Genomic DNA, 19,453 nt, shown 5'->3' on the forward strand with positions numbered 1-19,453 from the left:
AGGGAACCGTCAATATGAGCACGCAACATCAGTCAGTGCACCGGTTGGTTCACAGCGTTATCCGAACTGCGCGTCAGGTTAACTGGTACATCGGGCAAGTCATGGGCGACGCCGCCTATGAGAACTACCTGACGCGCCACAACCGCGTGCACCCTGACAAACAACCGTTAACGCAACGGGAGTTCTGGCGTTCTCGTGACACGTTCAACGAGGAGAACGTCCAATCTGGATGCTGCTGACACAGAGTGGTGGCTCCGCAGGGTTTTCTGCGGAGCCACCACTCTGTCGCCTTCAGTTCACAGCTTGGCTGACTTCGCTGACTTGGCGGCCAAACCGGGCCATTCGCGTTCCACATGACATGGTTCGCAGTGCGTGCTGCATGGAACCTTATGGCCACAGGTATTGCTCGGTGGCCGCACGTATTACTGGCCCGTGCGCCGAGCGTCATCCTCCCGCAGCAACTCCACAGCGCGAATTGCTCGAGTCAACTGGGTCAACAACGTTTCAGCCTGCGCCTTGCGACGGTCGTTCGGGGTGAACTTGCCGTCCGTGAACTCGGCGAAGGTTGATGCCGAAACCTGAGCTCTAACGCCAAACATCTGCAAAGCTGCCACCACGGGACGCCACTGTTCCACGGCCCTCACACCCGAATCAGCACCGTAGGAAACAAAAGCAACGGGCTTGCGCAGCCATTCAGGCCCCAGCAAATCGAATGCATTCTTAAAGGCACCGGGAATACCGTGGTTGTATTCGGCTGTGACAAAAATGAAGCCGTCACAGCCGTCAACAGCCTCACTCCACCTCGTCACTCTAGGGTCAGAGTAGACCTTGTGAGCAGCGCTGGGCAGCACAGCGTCATGGTAGACGGGCAGGTCGAAGGCCTTAAGGTCAAGGATCTCCACTTCGCCAGCGATGCTCTGACGTGCTAGACCCGCAATCCACGCACCGACCTGCACACCCTTGCGACCCTCACGTACGGAACCAATCACCACACCGATTCGCATGGTTGCCTTCCTTCCTGCCACCAGCAAATCACTTAGCCCATGGCGTGACTCGCAACCGCCGTTCATCGCCTCCGATTCCAGCGATCGACTTTTCTATCAGACTACCCAATGAGTCAACACCAGCACGGACGAATGCTCCCGAAAGCCCATCCAGCTTTCCATCAGCAAATGCGCTAGCAATCGCCACAACGTCTTCTGGATCAGTCCACTGCGTACGGCCTTCGTGCATCTTCATGTGCCGCGTCATGTCGGTCTGCACCACGCCCGGTGCCATTTCTAAGACCCGCAATCCACGTTCGAATCCTGCAACATGCATGCTTGATCCCAGCCGGAACAAGGCTGTCTTGGATGTCCAGTAGTCCGAACTGGTTTCGAAATCGGTGACCGCAGCGCCAGACGAAAGATCCAAGATTCGCCCTCCGCCACGTTCGAGCATGGTTGGAACCAGCCAACGTTGGATGAGGTAAGGCGCTCGCAGATTAACGAGTTGCGTCTGCCACCACTGGTCAGGATCGCTCTCCCACGGGGCAACCTCTTGGCCAGATACACCGGCGCAGTTCACGATCATGTCCGGTGCACCATCTGATAGCACCACTTTGATCATCTGCGCAATTGACTCGCGTTTGGACAAATCGCATCCGAGGATGCACACATCCGCGCCGGCCGTCTCGCAAGCGGATGCGACGGGATCGAGGTGGCTCGCCTTTCGGGCAACCAAAATGAGCGTGCGCGATGAGTTTGCCAAGCCCTCAGCGATATAGGCCCCGATGCCACGAGACGCACCCGTGATGAGAATTCGGTTCGCCGGTATCCCCGCCTGCTGATCTGTATTCATGTTGACTGCCTCCGTTGGTCACCACAAGCTGGCAATGGTTCTATATGTGGAAACGCGGTTCGGTTTTTCAACCGAACCGCGTTCCTTTGGCTCACGCCCTGAGCTGCGCACCAAACAGCTTGTGAGTCTGCTTGATAATCTTCTTCCTGATCCCGGCCGTTTCATCGGCCGTCAGCGTGTGATCGCCACGCAGCCTCAGTGCGAAGGCTAACGACTTCTTACCGTCAGGGACCTGTTCACCCGTGTACACATCGAAGAGCCTGATGTCTTCAAGGAGTGGACCCGCCGCCGTGCGAACTACGTCCTCAAGTTCAGCAGCCGTCACGCGAAGGTCTACCACCAAGGCGAGGTCCTCTTTTGCCACCGGGCTGGTTAAGACGGGATTCACAGAGATGGGCGCATCGCCACGGGCAGCGAAGATGGCATGAGCATCCACTTCGAAGGCGACGGTACGCACCGGCAGTTCAAACGCTTTGCACACAGCCGGGGCCAGTTCGCCCGCATACCCCACTACCGTTTCACCAGCGAGGATCTGGGCGCACCTCCCTGGGTGATACGGCGCGTACTCTGCTTTGGCTGCGCGCAACCCAAGCCCAACGCTTCTTCCCACGCTGAAAGCTGCGTCAACTGCGTCACGCCAGTCCCACGCCTGCGGCTCGAATCCGTATGTGGGGGCGATCATCGGCCCAGTAGCCACACCCGCGATATGCTGCGGTTGAGCTGGAACTGCGCTCATGACTTCGGCTATTTCACCATCTGTTGGGCGTGCACCAACGCCTGGGGCCACCGCGGAATGGATTCCCGCAGGATGAGATAGCAGCGAAGATTCGACAATCGCGAGCGTTTGGTTGGCCCGAGCAATATTCAGCCGCGCGATGTCCAACAAGCTATCCAGCACGGACGTGCGTAGGTAGGGCGCGTCCTCCTGGAGTGGATTCGCAAGCCTAATTGCCGTGCGTCGCACATCGTCTGGTGCAATTCCCTGCTTGTCGAATGCGGAAGCCGATACGAACGGGTAAGACAACACCTGTACCCAACCGGTCTCAGCAAATGTCTGCATAACGTCGCGGAGCTCACGCTGAGCCAGTGTGAGGCCACGCCCAGCCACAGCACGTGGTACGACTGTGGGAATCTGGTCGTATCCAACCAGCCGGGCGATTTCCTCCACGAAGTGAGCTGGGCCCACCAAGTCGGGACGCCACGTTGGCGGAGTAACCGAAAGAACAGCGCCGGAGCCTTCCACCGTGCAACCGATATCTTCAAGGATTGCCTTGGTCTGATCTTCCGGGACATCAAGCCCGGTGAGCCTAGCAACTTCGGATACATGGAAGTCCTGCGCCGTAGGAAGGCTCACGGCGTTGAGATCGCCAACCTCCGCGCCGGCTTCTCCCCCACCGAACTCCACAAGCAAGTCCACAACGGCTTGTGCCGCAATCGGAGCAATGAGCGGATCAACTTCGCGTTCGAAACGCTTGGCCGCCTCGCTGGGCAACTTGTGGCGGCGTGCTTGGCGTGCCACCGAAATGGGGTCGAAGTGCGCCGCTTCAATCAGAACGTTGACTGTGCCGGCCGTGATTTCCGTATCAAGACCGCCCATGGTTCCCGCCAAACCGAGCACACGGTTGGCGTGGCCCCCAGCGCTGTCAGTAATGAGGAGATCTTCTGGATCCAGCGTCCGTTCCACCTCATCGAGTGTCACAAGGCGCTCGCCCTCCCGCGCGCGCCGCACCACTATCGGACCTTCAACCTTGTCCAAGTCGTAGGCGTGAAGCGGTTGGCCGAGGTCCAACATGACATAGTTGGTGGCGTCCACTGCCAGCGAGATCGGGCGCATACCTGCTTGGGTCAACCGATCCTGCATCCATCGTGGAGATTGCACGTTTGGATCAACACCGCGCACGATGCGGGTCACGAACCGATCGCACCCAACCCGACCATGAATGGGAGCATCATCCTCTACCACGACCGGAAATGCATCGCTGGTGGCAGCCGGGACAACCACGTCTGGTCCACAGGGATCCGTGAACTTGGCGCCGGTGGAATGGTGATACTCGCGCGCAACTCCACGCATCGAGAAGCAGTATCCCCGATCAGGCGTGATGTTGATTTCGAGCGTCTCCCCCGCAATGCCAAGCAATCCGAGAGCATCAGAACCAACGGGCGGAAGTGCGGCGATCGCGGCGTCGTCGTCGGCCTTCGCCAGAACGATGATGCCATTGTGGTCTTTCCCGATGCCCAGTTCGAGCGCGGAACAGATCATGCCATCTGAGACGTGACCGTAGGTCTTGCGCGCAGCGATAGCAAAGCCGCCAGGAAGAACTGCGCCGGGCAGAGAGACCACCACGTAGTCGCCGGCCTCGAAGTTGTGGGCGCCGCAGATGATTCCGCGCGAAGCTAGGTCACTCTTCTCTTTGCCTGTGCCTGGTTCATCGTTGTGAATCCCCACGTCCACGCGGCAATAGTTGATTACCTTGCCGTTGCTTTGTTCTTTCGCTTCGCGCGTGAGCACATGGCCGACGACGACGGGCCCTGTCACGTCCGCCTTGTGGATCTCTTCTTCCTCAAGACCAACCTTGACCAAGTCTGCCGCGAGTTGGGCCGCAGTCAGGTCCGCTGGAACCTCCACATGAGTGGCGAGCCATTCAATTGGGATGAGTGGCATATCAGTTACCCCTTCCAAAGGTGCCGAACTGGAGCGAGAAGCGCACGTCGCCTTCGACCATGTCACGCATATCCGAAATACCGTGGCGCAACATGAGGGTGCGTTCTAGACCCATTCCAAACGCGAATCCGGAATAGACATCCGGGTCAATTCCAGCGTTCTTCAAGACTTCGGGGTTCACCATTCCGCAACCGCCCCATTCGATCCAGCCCGGGCCGCCCTTCTTCTGAGGGAACCACAGATCCATTTCCGCAGAGGGTTCAGTGAATGGGAAGAAAGAGGGGCGCAAGCGGGTCTTGGCCTCTGGTCCGAACATTGTTTTTGCGAAGTGATCAAGCGTCCCCTTCAGGTGCGCCATCGTCAGGCCCTTGTCCACCGCCAAGCCTTCAACCTGATGGAACACCGGGGTGTGGGTGGTATCCAAAGCGTCGGTACGGAACACCTTTCCGGGGCACGCAATGTAGATGGGAGCTCCGCGGCGCAGCATCTCATGCGCCTGAACGGGCGAGGTGTGGGTGCGCAGCACGAGGTTCGAGACTGCTTCGAACTGCTCCTCTGTGCCAACCTTTTCGACGCCTTCGACGTAGAAGGTATCTTGCATTTGGCGTGCCGGATGATCGGGCCCGAAGTTCAGGGCGTCAAAGTTGAACCACTCGTGCTCCACTTCGGGGCCTTCGGCGATCTCCCAGCCCATGCCCACAAAGAAATCAGTGAGGTCGGCGATGAGAACCGTCAACGGATGCCGGGCACCTTGTGGGGAGCGGCGCACGGGCACAGTCACGTCCACTGACTCCTCGGCGAGAATCCTCGCCTCGGATTCTGCTTCCAAGCGCGCAGTGGCATCAGCAAGCGCTGTTTGGATGGCCTTGCGTGCGCCGCCCATAAGCTTGCCGGCTGTCGGCTTCTCGGATTTGTCAAGTGTGCGGATCTGGGCGTTGGCAAGGGTTATCGGGGCGTTGTCGCCGCTGTGGGCGAGCCGTGCCACCTTCAGCTCCTCAAGCGTTGTGGCTGCGGCAAAGGCGGCCACAGCTTCCTCGACGGCAGCGGCAATGCCGGCCTCATCGAGTGGACTCAGCCCGCTGGCTTCCTCAGACATATCTGCCTTCCTTGTGATTTTCGCCCTGTTGGGCACCGCTCACGATTCTAATCAATCGTGCGGTGCGCTGCCTTCCCAGATGCCCGTTGTGGGCGAAGTGTCACCAAGTGCGCACCAATGCGACTGTTTGAGCCCGCGGTGCTGGCGCCGACGCGCTGACATGGCCGCGATCCAGCCACGAGGATAGATGAGTCTGCCACGATCGGAAAGGCCGTTTGCCTGGGACCCAGTAGTCTTAGATACATGCGTACCGTGTTCTGTGGCCTGACAACCGTCGATCTCATTCAGCATGTCGATCAGGTGCCGGGCCCCAACCAGAAGATCGTCTCTCGATCTGCCATTCTCGATGTGGGAGGGCCCGCAGCCAACGCAGCTCGTACTGCAGGAGTGCTTGGCGCGGTCCCCACACTGGTTTCTCCCATCGGCACAGGGGTCTTCGCCCAACTTGCTAAGGCGTGGTTGGCGGAATCTGAGGTGACCGTGGTGGACCTCGCTGCCGAGGGCGATCCAGCAATCTCAAGCGTCACTATTGACGCCGAGGGGAATCGAGCTGTGGTTTCCTCTAACAACTCCGGGCGGAGCTACACATATCCTCAGGCTGACGTGCTTGACGGGGCCAGCGCTCTGCTGATTGACGGGCACCTGCCCGATGTGCAGCTGGCTCTGGCTCGCACTGCGAAGAATCTCGAGATCCCAGTTGTTCTGGACGGTGGTTCTTACAAGCCTGGGATCGAGGCGCTTCTGCCGCACGTCACCCACGCCATCATTTCTTCGGATTTCACCCTTCCCGGAGTCGCCGACGACGTCCTTGTGGAAACGTTGGCGTGGAAGGGTATTCCTTTCGTGGCCCGCACTCATGGTGGCGGTTCGATTGAGGCCATCGTGGATAACAAGGCGTTCTCCCTGCCCGTGTCTGAAGTTGCTGGGGATCAGATCGCGGATACCCTCGGGGCCGGCGATGTGCTGCATGGCGCTTTCACGGCAGCTCTTGGTGCAGGTCAAAGTGCCATGGCGTCTATGTCGGCGGCGTCCCAGCTCGCAACGCTATCTGTTCAGGCGTCGGGAGCCCTCGGATGGGCCGAGAAACTGCCGTCAACCACCACTGGAACCGACGCCTAATTGAGCCACACCGAACGAGTGCTTAGCCGAGCCACGGCTCCCATTCGGGCACGTGGGTCATATCCACGGATTCGAATCCCAGCCCATCCGCAATAGAGTTCACGAAGAGCTGCGACCAGAGGTGATACCACGGCGAGTTCGGATGAAACATGTCGCCTGCATGGTAGCGAGATATGTACTCATAGGTAGTCAAAGAATTCGATAGCTCTTCGAGTCGAATGAGGCTGATCTGGTCGGTTTGGGCAGATCGCTCAATATGGCGGCTCATCTCGCTCGCCCGTTTCTCGGAACGCAGCGGTTTGAAAGTAGGTATGTCCGCGATGAACGCTGGTTTGGGAATCCGATCGGCGATTGCGGACATCTGGTCCCCGAACTCCTCGGGCGAGAGCTCACCGACGCCCACGTCATTGCCACCGATGTCCAGAGTCACCACGTCGGGCATGAGTTGCTTTCCTGCAACGCGCAGGCCCTCAAGCTGGGGAAGCTGAGTGCCTAGAACAGATGCCGCTACTCCTCCAGACAGTGAGAGGTTGAGGAGCGCCACGTCGCGCCCAGTAGCGGCCTTGAGTCCGGCTGCCACTCGGGGAACATAACCCTCTTCAAAGCGACTAGCGCCCAAGCCTTGAGCCGCCGAATCACCGAGCGCTACGTACACGAGTGGCATTGGTTCACCAGTATGAGCGCGCAACTCAAGTGCCTGCAGAGTGGAAAGCAAATGACGCTCCCACTGTCTGCGGAAAGGAGTATTTTGCTTGGCTACGCCTTTTGCGTTGTGGTACAGAGCGAACGCGCCTGTGCCGAGCCCGAAACTAACGAGGTGACTGAGTTTTATGTTCACTCAACAAACTTACTCCCGGGCCACGTACGGACCCACTCTGCAGTGTGCCCATGCGTACGGTGGAAACGCACCTGACGTGTTTCCACCGCACGCATAGCGTTGAGCTACTCAGTAGACCTTCGAGTTGCCCATGGCAACGCCGCGTCCGAACTTCACATCGCGCGCCGCAGCGAGCTTGGAAGTAAGGCCGAAGATTTCGATGAATCCCTTTGCGTTGGACTGGTCGAAGGAATCGCCTTCGTCGTAGGTGGCCAAGTTGAAGTCGTACAGTGAGGTCTCCGAACGCCGTCCGTTCACCACCGCATTTCCGCCGTGCAGAACCATCCGGATGTCACCCGAAACATACTGCTGGGTGTCCTGAATGAACGCATCGAGCGAACGCTTGAGCGGAGAGAACCACTGGCCTTCGTAGACAAGGTTGGTCCACTGGTCAACGATCGTCCGCTTGAAACGTGCTTGGTCACGGTCCAGAGTGACATTCTCGAGTTCCTTATGCGCAGTGATAAGGGCCATCGCACCCGGAGCTTCGTAGATTTCGCGAGACTTGATGCCCACAAGGCGATCCTCCACGATGTCGATGCGGCCAATACCCTGTGCCCCAGCTCGACGATTCATCTCCTGAATTGCTTCAAGAGGGGTCACTGGGCGCCCATCGATCGCCACAGGAATGCCTTCCTTGAAGGAGATGACAACCTCATCAGGCAGTGGCGGATACGTGGGATCATCGGTGTAGTTGTAAACATCCTTGGTGGGTGCGTTCCACAGGTCCTCAAGGAATCCTGTCTCAATGGCGCGGCCCCACACATTCTGGTCGATCGAGAACGGGTTATGGTGAGTGGTTTCGATGGGCAGATTGTGCTCGTTCGCGTAATTGATGGAGAATTCGCGAGTCATGGCTAGGTCACGCACTGGGGAAATGCACTTGAGATCTGGCGCCAACGACGTGATGCCGTTTTCGAAGCGGACCTGATCATTGCCCTTGCCAGTACAACCGTGAGCAACCGTCGTCGCTCCGAACTGGCGCGCAGCGGTCACTAGGTGCTTGACGATACATGGCCGCGAAATAGCTGAAATCAGCGGGTAGGAATCCATGTAGAGTCCGCCGGCTTGCAGTTCAGGCATGCAGTATTCGGACGCGAACTCGTCACGGGCGTCGGCCACGTAGGCTTCCACCGCACCGCAATCGAGCGCACGCTGGCGAATGGTTTCCAGATCCTCGCCGCCTTGACCAAGATCAACGCACACTGTGACAACTTCCGCGCCAGTCTGTTCGCCGATCCAACCAATTGCGACCGAGGTGTCCAGACCACCGGAGTAAGCCAAGACAACGCGTTCCTTATGCGACATTTCGTCTCCTCATTCTTCTTCAATCATGTCTAACGATTAGGTGTGTGCCGCCACTGGCGGCACGCGTGTACTACGTGAGTTTTGAGAGTTCGTTCTTCAGCTCAACGGCTGTGTGCTCATCTTCAGTGATAACCAGAACGGTGTCATCACCACCGATCGTTCCAATCACACCGGCTAGGTTCGCACGGTCCAAACTCGATGCCAACAGTTGCGCTGCTCCGGGTGGAGTGCGCAAGACTAGCTGATTGCCTGCCTGCTGAACGCTTGTCAGGACTTCTACAAGCCACCGATCGAGGAAAGCGCGTGCGCCTTGTGGCGAGGCGTGGTCGCCAGGCACTTCCGGCACCTGATAGAACTGCCCTCCCGAGCTGTGCTTGACTTTTAGCGCACCAAGTTCATCTAGGTCCCGGGAAAGGGTTGCCTGTGTAACCACGATGCCTTCAGCAGCGAGCCGATCGCGCAGTGCTCTTTGGCTGGTCACCTTTTCCGAAGCCAAGATCTGAACGACCCTTGCCTGCCGAGCACTCCGTGTTCCCGGGATAAACGGCTCCGTCACTGGGCACCTGCTTCAGTGTGCGCCAGGCCCTTCATAGCCTCAACAAAACTCGCAAGATCCTCCTTGGTGATGACAAGCGGAGGTGCTACGCGAATAGTGGTTGGATTTGGTGCGTTGACGATAAATCCAGCGTTGAGCAGTTGGCGTGCCACGGCCGCGGAGTCACGAACCGCGATGCCTCGTAGCAATCCTTCGCCGCGGACTTCAAATCCCAAGCTGGAAAGCTCACTCTCCAGCCACGCTCCGGTCTCTGTCACGTGACCCAAGAGACCAGATACGTGATCAAGGGTGGCCAACGCCGCGGCGCAGGCAACAGGATTGCCACCGAAGGTGGAGCCGTGGCTACCCGGGCCGAACAGATCACCAACACTGCCTACTCCAACGCAGGCGCCAATTGGGATGCCGCCACCAAGTCCTTTGGCGAACGTCACGATGTCCGCTTTCACGCATCGTGCTGCGGCAAGCCAACGACCGGTGCGTCCGACTCCAGTCTGGACCTCATCAATAACAAGGAGTGCATTGTGAGCGTCGCACAATGCACGGGCGGTGGTCAGGGCGTCGTCGGGAACGGGTACAACGCCAGCTTCACCTTGAATCGGCTCCATGAAGATCGCCGCTACGGAATCGTCGAAAGCGGCCTCGATTGCAGCTGCAGTGGGCTCAACAAACTCAACATTGCCGGGCAGCGGTAGGAACGGATCCTGAATCGCAGGCTTGTCGGTAATGGAGAGTGCGCCCAACGTGCGGCCGTGGAAGGAGTGGGTGAGGGCCAGAACCTTGCCACCGGGCTTGTGCAAACGGGTGAGCTTGAGTGCGGCTTCGTTGGCCTCGGTGCCAGAGTTCGCAAAGAACGTTCGAACGGGCTGATCGTATCCTTCCTCCGCGAAGATCTGTTGAATCTTCTCTCCAAGCTCCACCTGTGGCTTCGAGGCGAAGAAGTTGGAGACGTGGCCGAGCGTTGAGAGTTGCTTGGCCACTGCACCGATCAACGCCGGGTGCGAGTATCCGAGTGCGTTGACGGCAATCCCCCCGAGCAAGTCGAGATAGCGCTTGCCATCGACATCCCACACATACACGCCCTCGCCGCGCTCAAGTACAAGGCTCGGAGGTCCAAAAGTGTTGAGAATTGCCGAAGAATAGCGGGCTTTGAAAGAATCTGAAGCAGTTGTGGTCATGCTTCCACCATCCAATCTGGATCATGTGACGGAGGAAATGGCGTACGAGGACCATCCCAAGCCACCTGCGTACCAATACCTGCGTCCGTGAAAACCTCTAGGAGCATCGAATGGGCCATGCGTCCATCGATGACGTGTGCTTGACTCACGCCGCGGTCAACCGCTCGCAGCGCCGCCTCCATCTTCGGTGCCATTCCGGAACCGAGGGTCGGCAGTACCTCACGTAGTTCACTCGCCGATATGTGTGAGACCAATGAGGACTTGTCGGGCCAGTTGAGGTAGAGGCCCTCAACATCTGTGAGCATGATGAGCTTCTTTGCGTGAAGTGTCACAGCAATGGCACTCGCCGCAGTGTCAGCATTCACGTTGAGCACTTCGCGCGGCGCGGCAACGTCAACCGCCACCGTTGAAACCACGGGAATTCGCCCGGATTCCAGCAGGTCCGTGATAGCTACCGGATTGACTTCGACGACGTCGCCCACATGGCCGACGTCCACTTGCTCACCGTCCACGAGTGCCGTACGACGACGCGCCTTCAGAAGGCCAGCATCCTCTCCGGACAGACCGACCGCGTATGGTGCGTTGACGTTGATCATCGAGACGAGTTCACGTTGCACCTGACCGGTGAGGACCATGCGAACCACGTTCATCGTTTCTTTGGTTGTCACCCGAAGGCCCCCGCGAAACTCTGACTCGATGCCAACTCTGTCAAGCATCCTATTGATCTGAGGGCCACCTCCGTGCACCACGACCGGGCGGATACCCATGTGGTGAAGGAAGACGATGTCCTCAGCAAAAGCCACGCGCAGCTCCTCGGAAACCATCGCGTTGCCGCCGTACTTGATGACGAAGACCTCGCCCGCGAACTCCCGGATCCACGGCAACGCTTCGACCAGAACCTCGGCCTTTTCTTGAGCTCGTTGGAGCCTCTCCAGAATGTCACTCACGAGGAATACGCCGAATTCTCAGTCACGTAGTCATACGTAAGGTCATTCGTCAGTACCCTCACGAAGTCCTCGCCGGCATTGAGGTCGATGGAGATTGTTACGAGTCGCTCTGACATATCCACACTTTCACGCGGATCACCCACGCCTCCCCCGCGGCAGACCGTCACTCCATTGATTGCCACGTCCACCTGGTTGGGATCGAACGGCGCAACACGTTCAGGTACGGTTCCCAGCGATGAAAGTACGCGTCCCCAGTTTGGATCGTTTCCGAACACAGCTGCTTTGAGAAGGTTGGATCGAGCGACCGATTTGGCGACTGCCACACCCGCCTCTTGAGAGGAGGCATGTGAAACCTCAATTGAGATGTCGTGTGACGCTCCTTCGGCATCTCCAATGAGCTGGGCTGCCAGATCTTGGGCGAGCGCCGAAAGCTCCGCCGTGAACTCATCAGGATCGGGCGATACCCCAGAAGCGCCCGAAGCCATGAGAATCACTGTGTCATTTGTGGACATGCATCCGTCCGAATCGATGCGGTTGAAGGAGACCTCCACTGCATCTTTAAGCGCCGTGCGGGCAGTCGCAGGATCGATAGATGCGTCCGTGGTGATAACAACGAGCATCGTCGCCAGTTGAGGAGCAAGCATTCCTGCGCCCTTCGCCATGCCGCCAAGACTGTAGCCCGCAGCGCTGTGGATGCTTGCCACCTTCGCCTTGGTATCTGTTGTCATGATTGCTAACGCAGCATCGGATCCGCCGTCGGGATCGAGCGTGGACACAGCTTCTTCAATGCCGGAACGAATGCACGTCATATCGAGCAACTCGCCAATCAAACCGGTAGAACACACGGCGACGTCGCCAGGAATCGCACCTACACTGCGAGCAACGAGATGCGCGGTTGCGACGGCGTCTTCGTAACCGATTTCACCGGTACACGCATTTGCACCGCCAGAGTTTAGAACCACGGCGCGCAACGTACCGTTTGCAACTGCCTGGCGAGTCCATCCCACAGGTGCGGCATATACCCTGTTCGACGTGGTGACGGCGCTAGCAGTGAACTCTGGGCCCTCGCTCAAGACTAGTGCGAGGTCCTTCCTTCCGCCGTCTTTCAAACCACAGGCTACTCCGCTGGCGCGGAATCCCTTGGGGGTAGTGACACTCACGGTGCAACTCCATTCACTGTCAGGCCAGTATCTTCTGGAAGTCCTAAGGCCAGATTCAGCGCCTGCAACGCAGCACCCGCCGTCCCCTTGACCAAATTGTCGATCGCGCAGATGGCAGTTAGCCGTTCGCGATTTCTATCCAACACTGCGCCAACCAACGCAGTATTCGCGCCCGTTACCGACGACGACGTGGGGAATCCATCGACGTAGGTAACGAACGTTTCATCCGCGTATGCGCTCCGGTATGCATCAGTCACGTCATCGGCGGTGGTGCCAGCAATCACGGGAATCGAAACGGTGGCCAGTATGCCTCGCGCCATGGGCACGAGAACTGGGGTGAAAGAGAGTGTGGACGTAACTCCGCCAGCCGCCCGAAGGTTCTGCGCGATCTCCGGGATATGGCGATGCGTGCCGCCAACACCGTAGGGAACTGCTGAGCCAAAGGCTTCTGAGGCCATAAGATGGGACTTCAACGCCTTCCCTGCACCCGAGTACCCGACGGCCAAAGTTGCCACGATTCCTGAACCGTCTGTCAGACCACCAGCAACTGCGGGTTGGGCGGCAAACGTCACTGCCGAGGCGTTGCATCCAGGTGCAGCGATATGGCGTGTTCCCACCAAGTTCTCACGCTGCGAAGGGCCGTTCGCACGCAGGAGTTCCGGCATTCCATACGTCCATGGATCGGTGGCAGGTGTTCCGTAGAAATCTTCCCAGTCCTGAGGATTCTCCAACCGGTGGTCAGCACCGAGGTCCACCAGAATGCATGATGGGTTGAGCTTGAGGATTGCCGCGGCGATCTCTGCCGATTTTCCGTGAGGTAACCCAAGAATCGCAACATCTGAATCAGCAAGAATGCGGGGCTCAGTGGGCTCAAGCTCACGATCTGCATACTGGCGCAAGTGTGGTTGGAACTGCCCGAGTTTTCCCTGCGAAGAACCGGCGCACACGCTACTCACCGTGAAACCGGGGTGACCTGCAAGAAGGCGAAGGACCTCTCCACCTGCATATCCGGTGGCACCCGCCACCGAAACGTTGACTGTCATATGCATAACTATACGTGGTTACGCATTGATTCCGTCCACATGTTTACGGTGCACTAGGCCACAGATCCCCAGAGGACCACACACAACCGGCCAGCTCGCTACAGCCCCACCCGCACCAGCTTATTCACGTGGGCCCAGAACTGCTCATATGACTGGGCATCGGACTCAAGCACGGAAAGCACCCCAGCCCGAGCCTCGGCCTCAATGCGTTCGATGATGCGCGCGTTGATTCGGCGGCGAGCCTTTTCTCGACCACGCATAACTAACCATCGCGCCACGATCGAACACAGGAAACCACACAACAAACCACAGACCAATAGAACAGTGGGAATCGGCGCGGGGCCCCAATAGGGAGGTTCAGGAACCTTGAGGAGCATCCACTCTCCCACCGCAATTGCGATCAACCATGCGCCACCAGCTATTGCGGCAGCAAGGCCAATTATTTGAAGAAGATTCCAGAGCCTCCACCACGCGGGAGTCCTCTCCTGCTCCAAGTCCGTTTGACCAACATAGGAATCGGACTTATCCAAGAGGCTCTCCATCTGGGAAAGAGCCGTACCGCGCACCTCGCGGCGCCACTCCAGCGGCATCGGACCTGTGGACTCTTGCACGAATCGCCTTGCTGCAGCCATAGCGCTTCCCTTGAGAGCAGGAGAGGAGGTCATCGAGGTGACCGTAGTCTCTTTGTCCTCTGAACGCACCGAAAGGTGAAGCCTCGCCAACGGATCCGCACTGGCCCGCCTGACCCACCGGGTCAAAGGCCATCCGGTGTTGTTCTTTGCTCGCCTCGCGTAGGATGCCGCAGCGGCCTCGGAAACAACTCCGCTGCCAGCTGCCTTGGCCAACGCCAGCGCAACTTCCGAGAAATCAGAAGTATCCGACTTTCGAGCGGCTGTGCCACCATCCGCGCGTACCGCTGAGATGAGCGCCGCGCCTGCACTGCGCACATCAGCCTCAAGTCGTTGCAGCGCGGCTCTGCGTTGCGTTGCGATGTCCTCCAGCTGAGTCCGCAGGTCAGCAATCCCCTCACCCGTCACGGTTGAGGTCACGCGGACGTCCACATTCAACCCATCCGCCGCTAGGAGCCGGCTCAGATCAGGCAGTACCTCAGCGCGCTCTTGAGGGGTGATCGTATCGGCCTGATTGAGCACGGCTAACGTCACGGCATCGTATTGCGTCAGGCGAGCTAGGTAGTCTTCATGTACGACGGCGTCGGCGTACTTCTGTGGATCCATCACCCACAACACCACATCCGCACGATCAATGATGCGCCGAGCAACCGTGTGATTGTGCTCGCTCGTGGAGTCGATATCTGGCAGATCAACGAGTATCAAACCAGAATCGACTGGGAGTGAATCCACCACAGTTCTATGAGTAATGCCAAGCCAGTCGAGCAAATCAGCACTGTCAGAGGCAGTGATGGCCTGCGTCTGGTTGGTGGTGGGGCGCGTAGCCGCCACCCGCGCCACATCTTGGCCCACTATGGCGTTCACCAGCGAGGACTTGCCAGAGCCGGTGGAGCCCGCGAAGACCACGACAGTATGGTCCATGCCCACGTTCTGGCGTTCGCGGCACTTCGCTAGTACGCGATCAGACTCCTCCCACACTGCACGGTCAATCCGGCCCTGCGAAATCTCAAGTGCCGATTCCAGCGCTGTGAGCCCTTCACTCAACGTGCTGCTCACCGGTTGTTCTCCTTTGCACGTTCACTGGCAACCGCCTGAAAGTCCCGATCGAGCGATTCCGCGAGTTCATCGGGAACACCCAACCCGATGACCACGGCCCGGAATGGATCGAGTTGCTTCTCCATAAAAGCTCTTGCACGCAGTTCGAGGTCAGTCCTTGCAGAGGCAGCCATGCGGCGCACGGCGTCGTCGCCAAAGACGGCTTCAAGCACTCGTTGGGCCAAAATAGCGGTGCCTCCAGCCACGGCCACTTCCCCACCGGTGAGCCCCGATGTAGAGGCAAAAATAACGATCATGAGCGCAGCACCCACCGCATTGACTCCAACGGAAAGCAGGCGGGCAGTTGAACGCTTGTTCTTACCTTCGGAGTTCACGAGGTTCAAAAGGTTGCGCTGCCACTCACGCACCGCTTCAGCCGCGCTACTGCTCCGACTCTCGCGGCTACTTAATCCCTCGATCTGGACGGCTGCGAGAAGGTTTCGACCACCCGGACGCACTTCCCACGCCGCTTCGATAGTTGCGATGGCCTCATCGAGTGACGATACAAAGAGCTCCTGAAGCGAATCCGCCACGGCATGCTCCATCTTGATTACTGAAGAGTCTGGAGTAGTTCCCCGGAACCATCCAGCAATTCGATCACGTACCGAAGATACGCCGGACTCAAGCTTCCTCATCCATTCACCTGTGCCAACAACTTCCTGCCAGCGCGCCAGCACCTCCCCTTTGAGGACTGAGCCGTCCTCCAGGCTGCTCAGCACGGCAGTGGTGGCGCCGGCAACACTTCGGTCGATGTCTATCGCAAGATGCGCAACGGCCTCATGCTGTTCCTGGACTGCAGACACCACAACAGCTCTCTTGGCTACGATCGAATCAACGGCCCCACCCAAAGTCTGGCGCGCAACCGACGCGCGGGCCGTCGCATCGTGCGCAAGGCCAGTAAGCCAACCGCGCAATGGGGCGACGTCGCCCTCTGGAATCAGACCATCAGCATCAAGCTTCTCGCCAATCACAAAGAGTGGCGCTGCACCTAGTCCGCGTTCCTCGAGTCGACGAACCAAATCCGGACGAATCTCAGAACCGACCCCCTGAGGCACGCGATTGAGAACGATAGCCACCACAATGTTTCGCGCCGCGGCTTGATCTAGCAAAGCCCACGGAATTGCATCGGCATATCGCGCAGCGGTTGTCACAAACACCCACAAGTCAGCGGCCGAAAGGAGCTGAGCAGCCAAACGCCGATTTGACTCCACTACCGAATCGATATCGGGAGAATCGAGAACTGCGAGCCCTTCGGGAACGCCAGCGTGCGAGACCAACCGCAGCTCAAGAGATGCCGGCCCGGCGGCATCTTCCTCGCTCGCCAGCGAATCGAACCGGACCCGTGCCAGGGTCGGCAAGATTCTGTCAGAAGCAAAGGCTGCCTCATTGTCAGGCCGATGGACGAGGACCGGCCGCCTAGTGGTGGGACGAATCGCAGAAGAGACTGTGACCTCTTCACGCACAAGAGAATTGACGAGCGTGGACTTCCCAGAACCCGTTGATCCACCTACCACGGCCAAAAGTGGCGCGTCGAGGGAAGCGTAGCGCGGAAGCACGTAATCATTGAGTTGGTTCGTGATGTCCGCACACGTGTCCTGCGCGATCTCGGCTTGCGGTGTGGGAAGAGGAAACTCCGCACCCGCAAGGGCGTTGCCGAGCACCCGGAGGGACTCGGCGACATCCGAATGAGGTACGGGAATACTCACTATGCTCCTCGTAAACCTGGACGAAGATCAGCAGCGGGAGGTTCCCATGTGGCTGGGTCCGCAGCAATTTGTTCGCCTGAACGAATGTCCTTGATCTGCTCGCCTTCATCCGTCAAAAACCAAACGAACGGGATACCTCGTTTGTCAGCAAACTTGATCTGCTTGCCGAACTTCGCACTATTTGGAGAGACATCTGCGCTGATTCCGCGCTTCCTGAGTGCGACGGCCGTTAGTTCCGCATGCCGCCGCTCGGATTCGTCATTAACCGCAATGAGCACACACGTAGGAACCTTGCGTGAGGGAACCACGAGGCCGCGGCCAATGACTCGCGAGATAATTCGCGAGACGCCAATCGACAAGCCCACTCCCGGGTACGTCTTCTTTCCATCGGAAACGAGGGAATCGTAGCGCCCTCCCGAACACACGGAACCGAGATCCTCATGGCCAATCATCGTGGACTCGAACACAGATCCCGTGTAGTAGTCCAGGCCGCGAGCAATCTTCAAGTCAGCTACCACAGAACCCGGAAGGAGCTCGTTTGCCCCCTCGATCAGTTGAACCAGTTCCTGCAGGCCCTCCTCCAACAGCGCCGAAGTGTGGCCGAGTGCCGCCACCTGATCAGCTACACCAGCATCGCTACCCCGGATATCGGCCAGCGCCAACGCTAGCCGAGCCTGCTGCGCATTCGCACCTACGGATTCGCCGAGCATCTGGGTGACCACCTGCGGCCCCACCTTGTCCAGCTTGTCTACAATTCGCAGTGTTTCGACGACGTCGTCGATACCAATCGCTTCATAGAAGCCCTGCGCAACTTTCCGGTTAGATGCGCGCACCACAACGCGCGGAATCGGAAGCTTTGACAGTGCATCCACCATAACCAGTGGAAGCTCAATCTCATGGTGGAAGGCCAAGGTATCTGCGCCAACTACATCGACATCGGCCTGAGCAAACTCACGGAAACGGCCATCCTGAGGACGTTCGCCGCGCCAGACTTTCTGAATCTGATAGCGCTTGAACGGGAAATCAAGCTTGCCAGCGTTCTCAAGCACGTAGCGAGCCAGCGGCACAGTCAGATCAAAATGAAGTCCAAGCTCTGCTTCTTGAGCGTCCCCGCCTTGCAGGCGGTTGAGCAGATACACCTCTTTCGAGGTCTCACCCTTGCGGAGGAGCTGATCTAGCGGTTCAACAGCGCGAGTCTCAATACCGGAGAAACCATGTAGTTCAAAAGTATCGCGCAGAGTATCAAGAATCTGTTGTTCAACAATTCGGCCGTCTGGTAGCCATTCCGGAAACCCAGAAAGGGGAGCAATCTTCATACGTCTATCCTATCGGCCCTGTTCCATCGCCTGACGCAGATAGAACGAGTGGCGCATCTCTCGGCCCAGCGTGGAAGGCGCACCGTGGCCTGGGAAGAACACAGTGGCGGGCGCAATGACTTGGGTCAACGTGCGAAGTGACTCTGTTGCTGCCACGGGATCTCCCCCGGGAAGGTCTGTTCGCCCAACCCCATCACGGAATAAGACATCTCCAGAAAGCATCAAGCTGGTACCAAAGGAACCCTCTGGAAGCGAGACAGCCTCAACGTCGTCGTCGATTGACCCAGACAACAAGAACACTGTTGAGCCTTCAGTGTGGCCGGGAGCCGGAAGTGCGCGCATGGCAATTCCGGGAACGATTTGGGCACCGCCACCTTCCAAGAGTGCTGCGGGAAGCTCGCGTGTATCGGCAGGCTTCTCCCAATCATGGCCTGAAGCGTCAACAAATGCTTGCCGGAATGCAGCCGTATACATGGAAGGATCCTCCATGCGGTACAGATCCGGCCCCGGCACGAACACGGGGGCGCCTCCAGCCACAACTGCACTATCCCACACGTGGTCAGAGTGCCCGTGTGTACAGAGAACCGCGTTGATCTCTAGGCCGTGGGAGGCGAGCGCGGTTTCCACCCAGTGTGCCGAACCAGCCCCAGGATCCACCACAAGTGCCTGCTTCGCTTCCGAATCCGCAATAATGTAGCAGTTTGCCTCGATTAATGTCTGTGAGTAACGCAGAAAGATCATGGCTACAAATTACCGTGATCTTGATGAAGAAAGCTTGTCGACACCACAAGTGGACCCAGCAGGGTGGGATCGGCTGCGGTGCTGGCGTAAATGCACCAAGAAAGCTCGAGAAAGTGGCATACTGTGAGCCGTCCTACCATCTCCGAAACCTCAGTGGTTGCGGATGTGCCAGCGTAGGCGTAAA

Annotated in this window: 17 protein-coding genes; 2 read left to right on the plus strand and 15 right to left on the minus strand. The window is 58.4% G+C overall.

Annotation, left to right across the window (positions count from 1 at the left end):
* Positions 1 to 14 precede the first annotated feature (14 nt).
* Positions 15 to 239, plus strand: coding sequence for a YbdD/YjiX family protein (locus H2O17_RS06710; protein ID WP_182048989.1), 225 nt, complete (start codon positions 15 to 17; stop codon positions 237 to 239).
* Positions 240 to 422: 183 nt separating this feature from the next.
* Here the strand turns inward: H2O17_RS06710 and H2O17_RS06715 are convergent, their stop codons facing one another.
* The 4 genes from H2O17_RS06715 to pheS all read right to left on the minus strand — a co-directional run bounded on the left by H2O17_RS06715 (position 423) and on the right by pheS (position 5,597).
* Positions 423 to 1,004, minus strand: coding sequence for an NADPH-dependent FMN reductase (locus tag H2O17_RS06715; protein ID WP_182048990.1), 582 nt, complete (start codon positions 1,002 to 1,004; stop codon positions 423 to 425).
* A gap of 28 nt (positions 1,005 to 1,032) precedes the next feature.
* The gene (locus H2O17_RS06720; protein WP_182048991.1) at positions 1,033 to 1,839 is read right to left on the minus strand and encodes an SDR family NAD(P)-dependent oxidoreductase; all 807 of its coding nucleotides are present in this window, start codon (positions 1,837 to 1,839) and stop codon (positions 1,033 to 1,035) included.
* Positions 1,840 to 1,930: 91 nt separating this feature from the next.
* Positions 1,931 to 4,501, minus strand: coding sequence for a phenylalanine--tRNA ligase subunit beta (gene pheT, locus H2O17_RS06725; RefSeq protein WP_182048992.1), 2,571 nt, complete (start codon positions 4,499 to 4,501; stop codon positions 1,931 to 1,933).
* Between the two features lies 1 nt (position 4,502).
* Positions 4,503 to 5,597, minus strand: a complete 1,095-nt coding sequence (gene pheS / locus H2O17_RS06730; protein ID WP_182048993.1) for a phenylalanine--tRNA ligase subunit alpha — start codon at positions 5,595 to 5,597, stop codon at positions 4,503 to 4,505.
* A gap of 243 nt (positions 5,598 to 5,840) precedes the next feature.
* Here pheS and H2O17_RS06735 point away from each other — a divergent pair, with 243 nt between their 5' ends.
* Positions 5,841 to 6,716 carry a PfkB family carbohydrate kinase gene (locus H2O17_RS06735; protein WP_182048994.1) on the plus strand — a complete coding sequence of 292 codons (876 nt, stop codon included), beginning with the start codon at positions 5,841 to 5,843 and terminating at the stop codon, positions 6,714 to 6,716.
* Between the two features lie 22 nt (positions 6,717 to 6,738).
* Here H2O17_RS06735 and H2O17_RS06740 read toward each other — a convergent pair whose 3' ends face one another.
* From H2O17_RS06740 to H2O17_RS06790, 11 genes are all read right to left on the minus strand, one after another.
* Positions 6,739 to 7,554 (minus strand): SGNH/GDSL hydrolase family protein, encoded by an 816-nt coding sequence (locus tag H2O17_RS06740; protein WP_182048995.1) that lies wholly within the window; start codon positions 7,552 to 7,554, stop codon positions 6,739 to 6,741.
* Positions 7,555 to 7,662: 108 nt separating this feature from the next.
* Positions 7,663 to 8,901, minus strand: a complete 1,239-nt coding sequence (locus tag H2O17_RS06745; protein WP_182048996.1) for an argininosuccinate synthase — start codon at positions 8,899 to 8,901, stop codon at positions 7,663 to 7,665.
* A gap of 70 nt (positions 8,902 to 8,971) precedes the next feature.
* The gene (gene argR / locus H2O17_RS06750) at positions 8,972 to 9,457 is read right to left on the minus strand and encodes an arginine repressor (RefSeq protein WP_182048997.1); all 486 of its coding nucleotides are present in this window, start codon (positions 9,455 to 9,457) and stop codon (positions 8,972 to 8,974) included.
* The gene (locus tag H2O17_RS06755; protein WP_182048998.1) at positions 9,454 to 10,632 is read right to left on the minus strand and encodes an acetylornithine transaminase; all 1,179 of its coding nucleotides are present in this window, start codon (positions 10,630 to 10,632) and stop codon (positions 9,454 to 9,456) included. The genes argR and H2O17_RS06755 overlap by 4 nt, the downstream gene beginning before the upstream one ends.
* Positions 10,629 to 11,579, minus strand: a complete 951-nt coding sequence (gene argB, locus H2O17_RS06760; RefSeq protein WP_182048999.1) for an acetylglutamate kinase — start codon at positions 11,577 to 11,579, stop codon at positions 10,629 to 10,631. Before argB ends, H2O17_RS06755 begins: the two co-directional genes overlap by 4 nt.
* Positions 11,576 to 12,739, minus strand: coding sequence for a bifunctional glutamate N-acetyltransferase/amino-acid acetyltransferase ArgJ (gene argJ, locus H2O17_RS06765; RefSeq protein WP_182049000.1), 1,164 nt, complete (start codon positions 12,737 to 12,739; stop codon positions 11,576 to 11,578). Before argJ ends, argB begins: the two co-directional genes overlap by 4 nt.
* Positions 12,736 to 13,782, minus strand: a complete 1,047-nt coding sequence (gene argC / locus H2O17_RS06770; RefSeq protein WP_182049001.1) for an N-acetyl-gamma-glutamyl-phosphate reductase — start codon at positions 13,780 to 13,782, stop codon at positions 12,736 to 12,738. The genes argJ and argC overlap by 4 nt, the downstream gene beginning before the upstream one ends.
* A 98-nt stretch (positions 13,783 to 13,880) precedes the next feature.
* The gene (locus H2O17_RS06775) at positions 13,881 to 15,467 is read right to left on the minus strand and encodes a GTPase (RefSeq protein WP_182049002.1); all 1,587 of its coding nucleotides are present in this window, start codon (positions 15,465 to 15,467) and stop codon (positions 13,881 to 13,883) included.
* Positions 15,464 to 17,212, minus strand: a complete 1,749-nt coding sequence (locus H2O17_RS06780) for a GTPase domain-containing protein (RefSeq protein WP_182049003.1) — start codon at positions 17,210 to 17,212, stop codon at positions 15,464 to 15,466. Before H2O17_RS06780 ends, H2O17_RS06775 begins: the two co-directional genes overlap by 4 nt.
* Positions 17,212 to 18,528, minus strand: a complete 1,317-nt coding sequence (gene hisS, locus H2O17_RS06785) for a histidine--tRNA ligase (protein WP_182049004.1) — start codon at positions 18,526 to 18,528, stop codon at positions 17,212 to 17,214. The genes H2O17_RS06780 and hisS overlap by 1 nt, the downstream gene beginning before the upstream one ends.
* Before the next feature lie 9 nt (positions 18,529 to 18,537).
* Entirely contained in the window at positions 18,538 to 19,269 is a 732-nt protein-coding gene (locus H2O17_RS06790) for an MBL fold metallo-hydrolase (protein WP_182049005.1), read from the minus strand.
* Positions 19,270 to 19,453 lie beyond the last annotated feature (184 nt).

This window comes from Changpingibacter yushuensis, assembly GCF_014041995.1.
Lineage (GTDB): Bacteria > Actinomycetota > Actinomycetes > Actinomycetales > Actinomycetaceae > Changpingibacter > Changpingibacter yushuensis.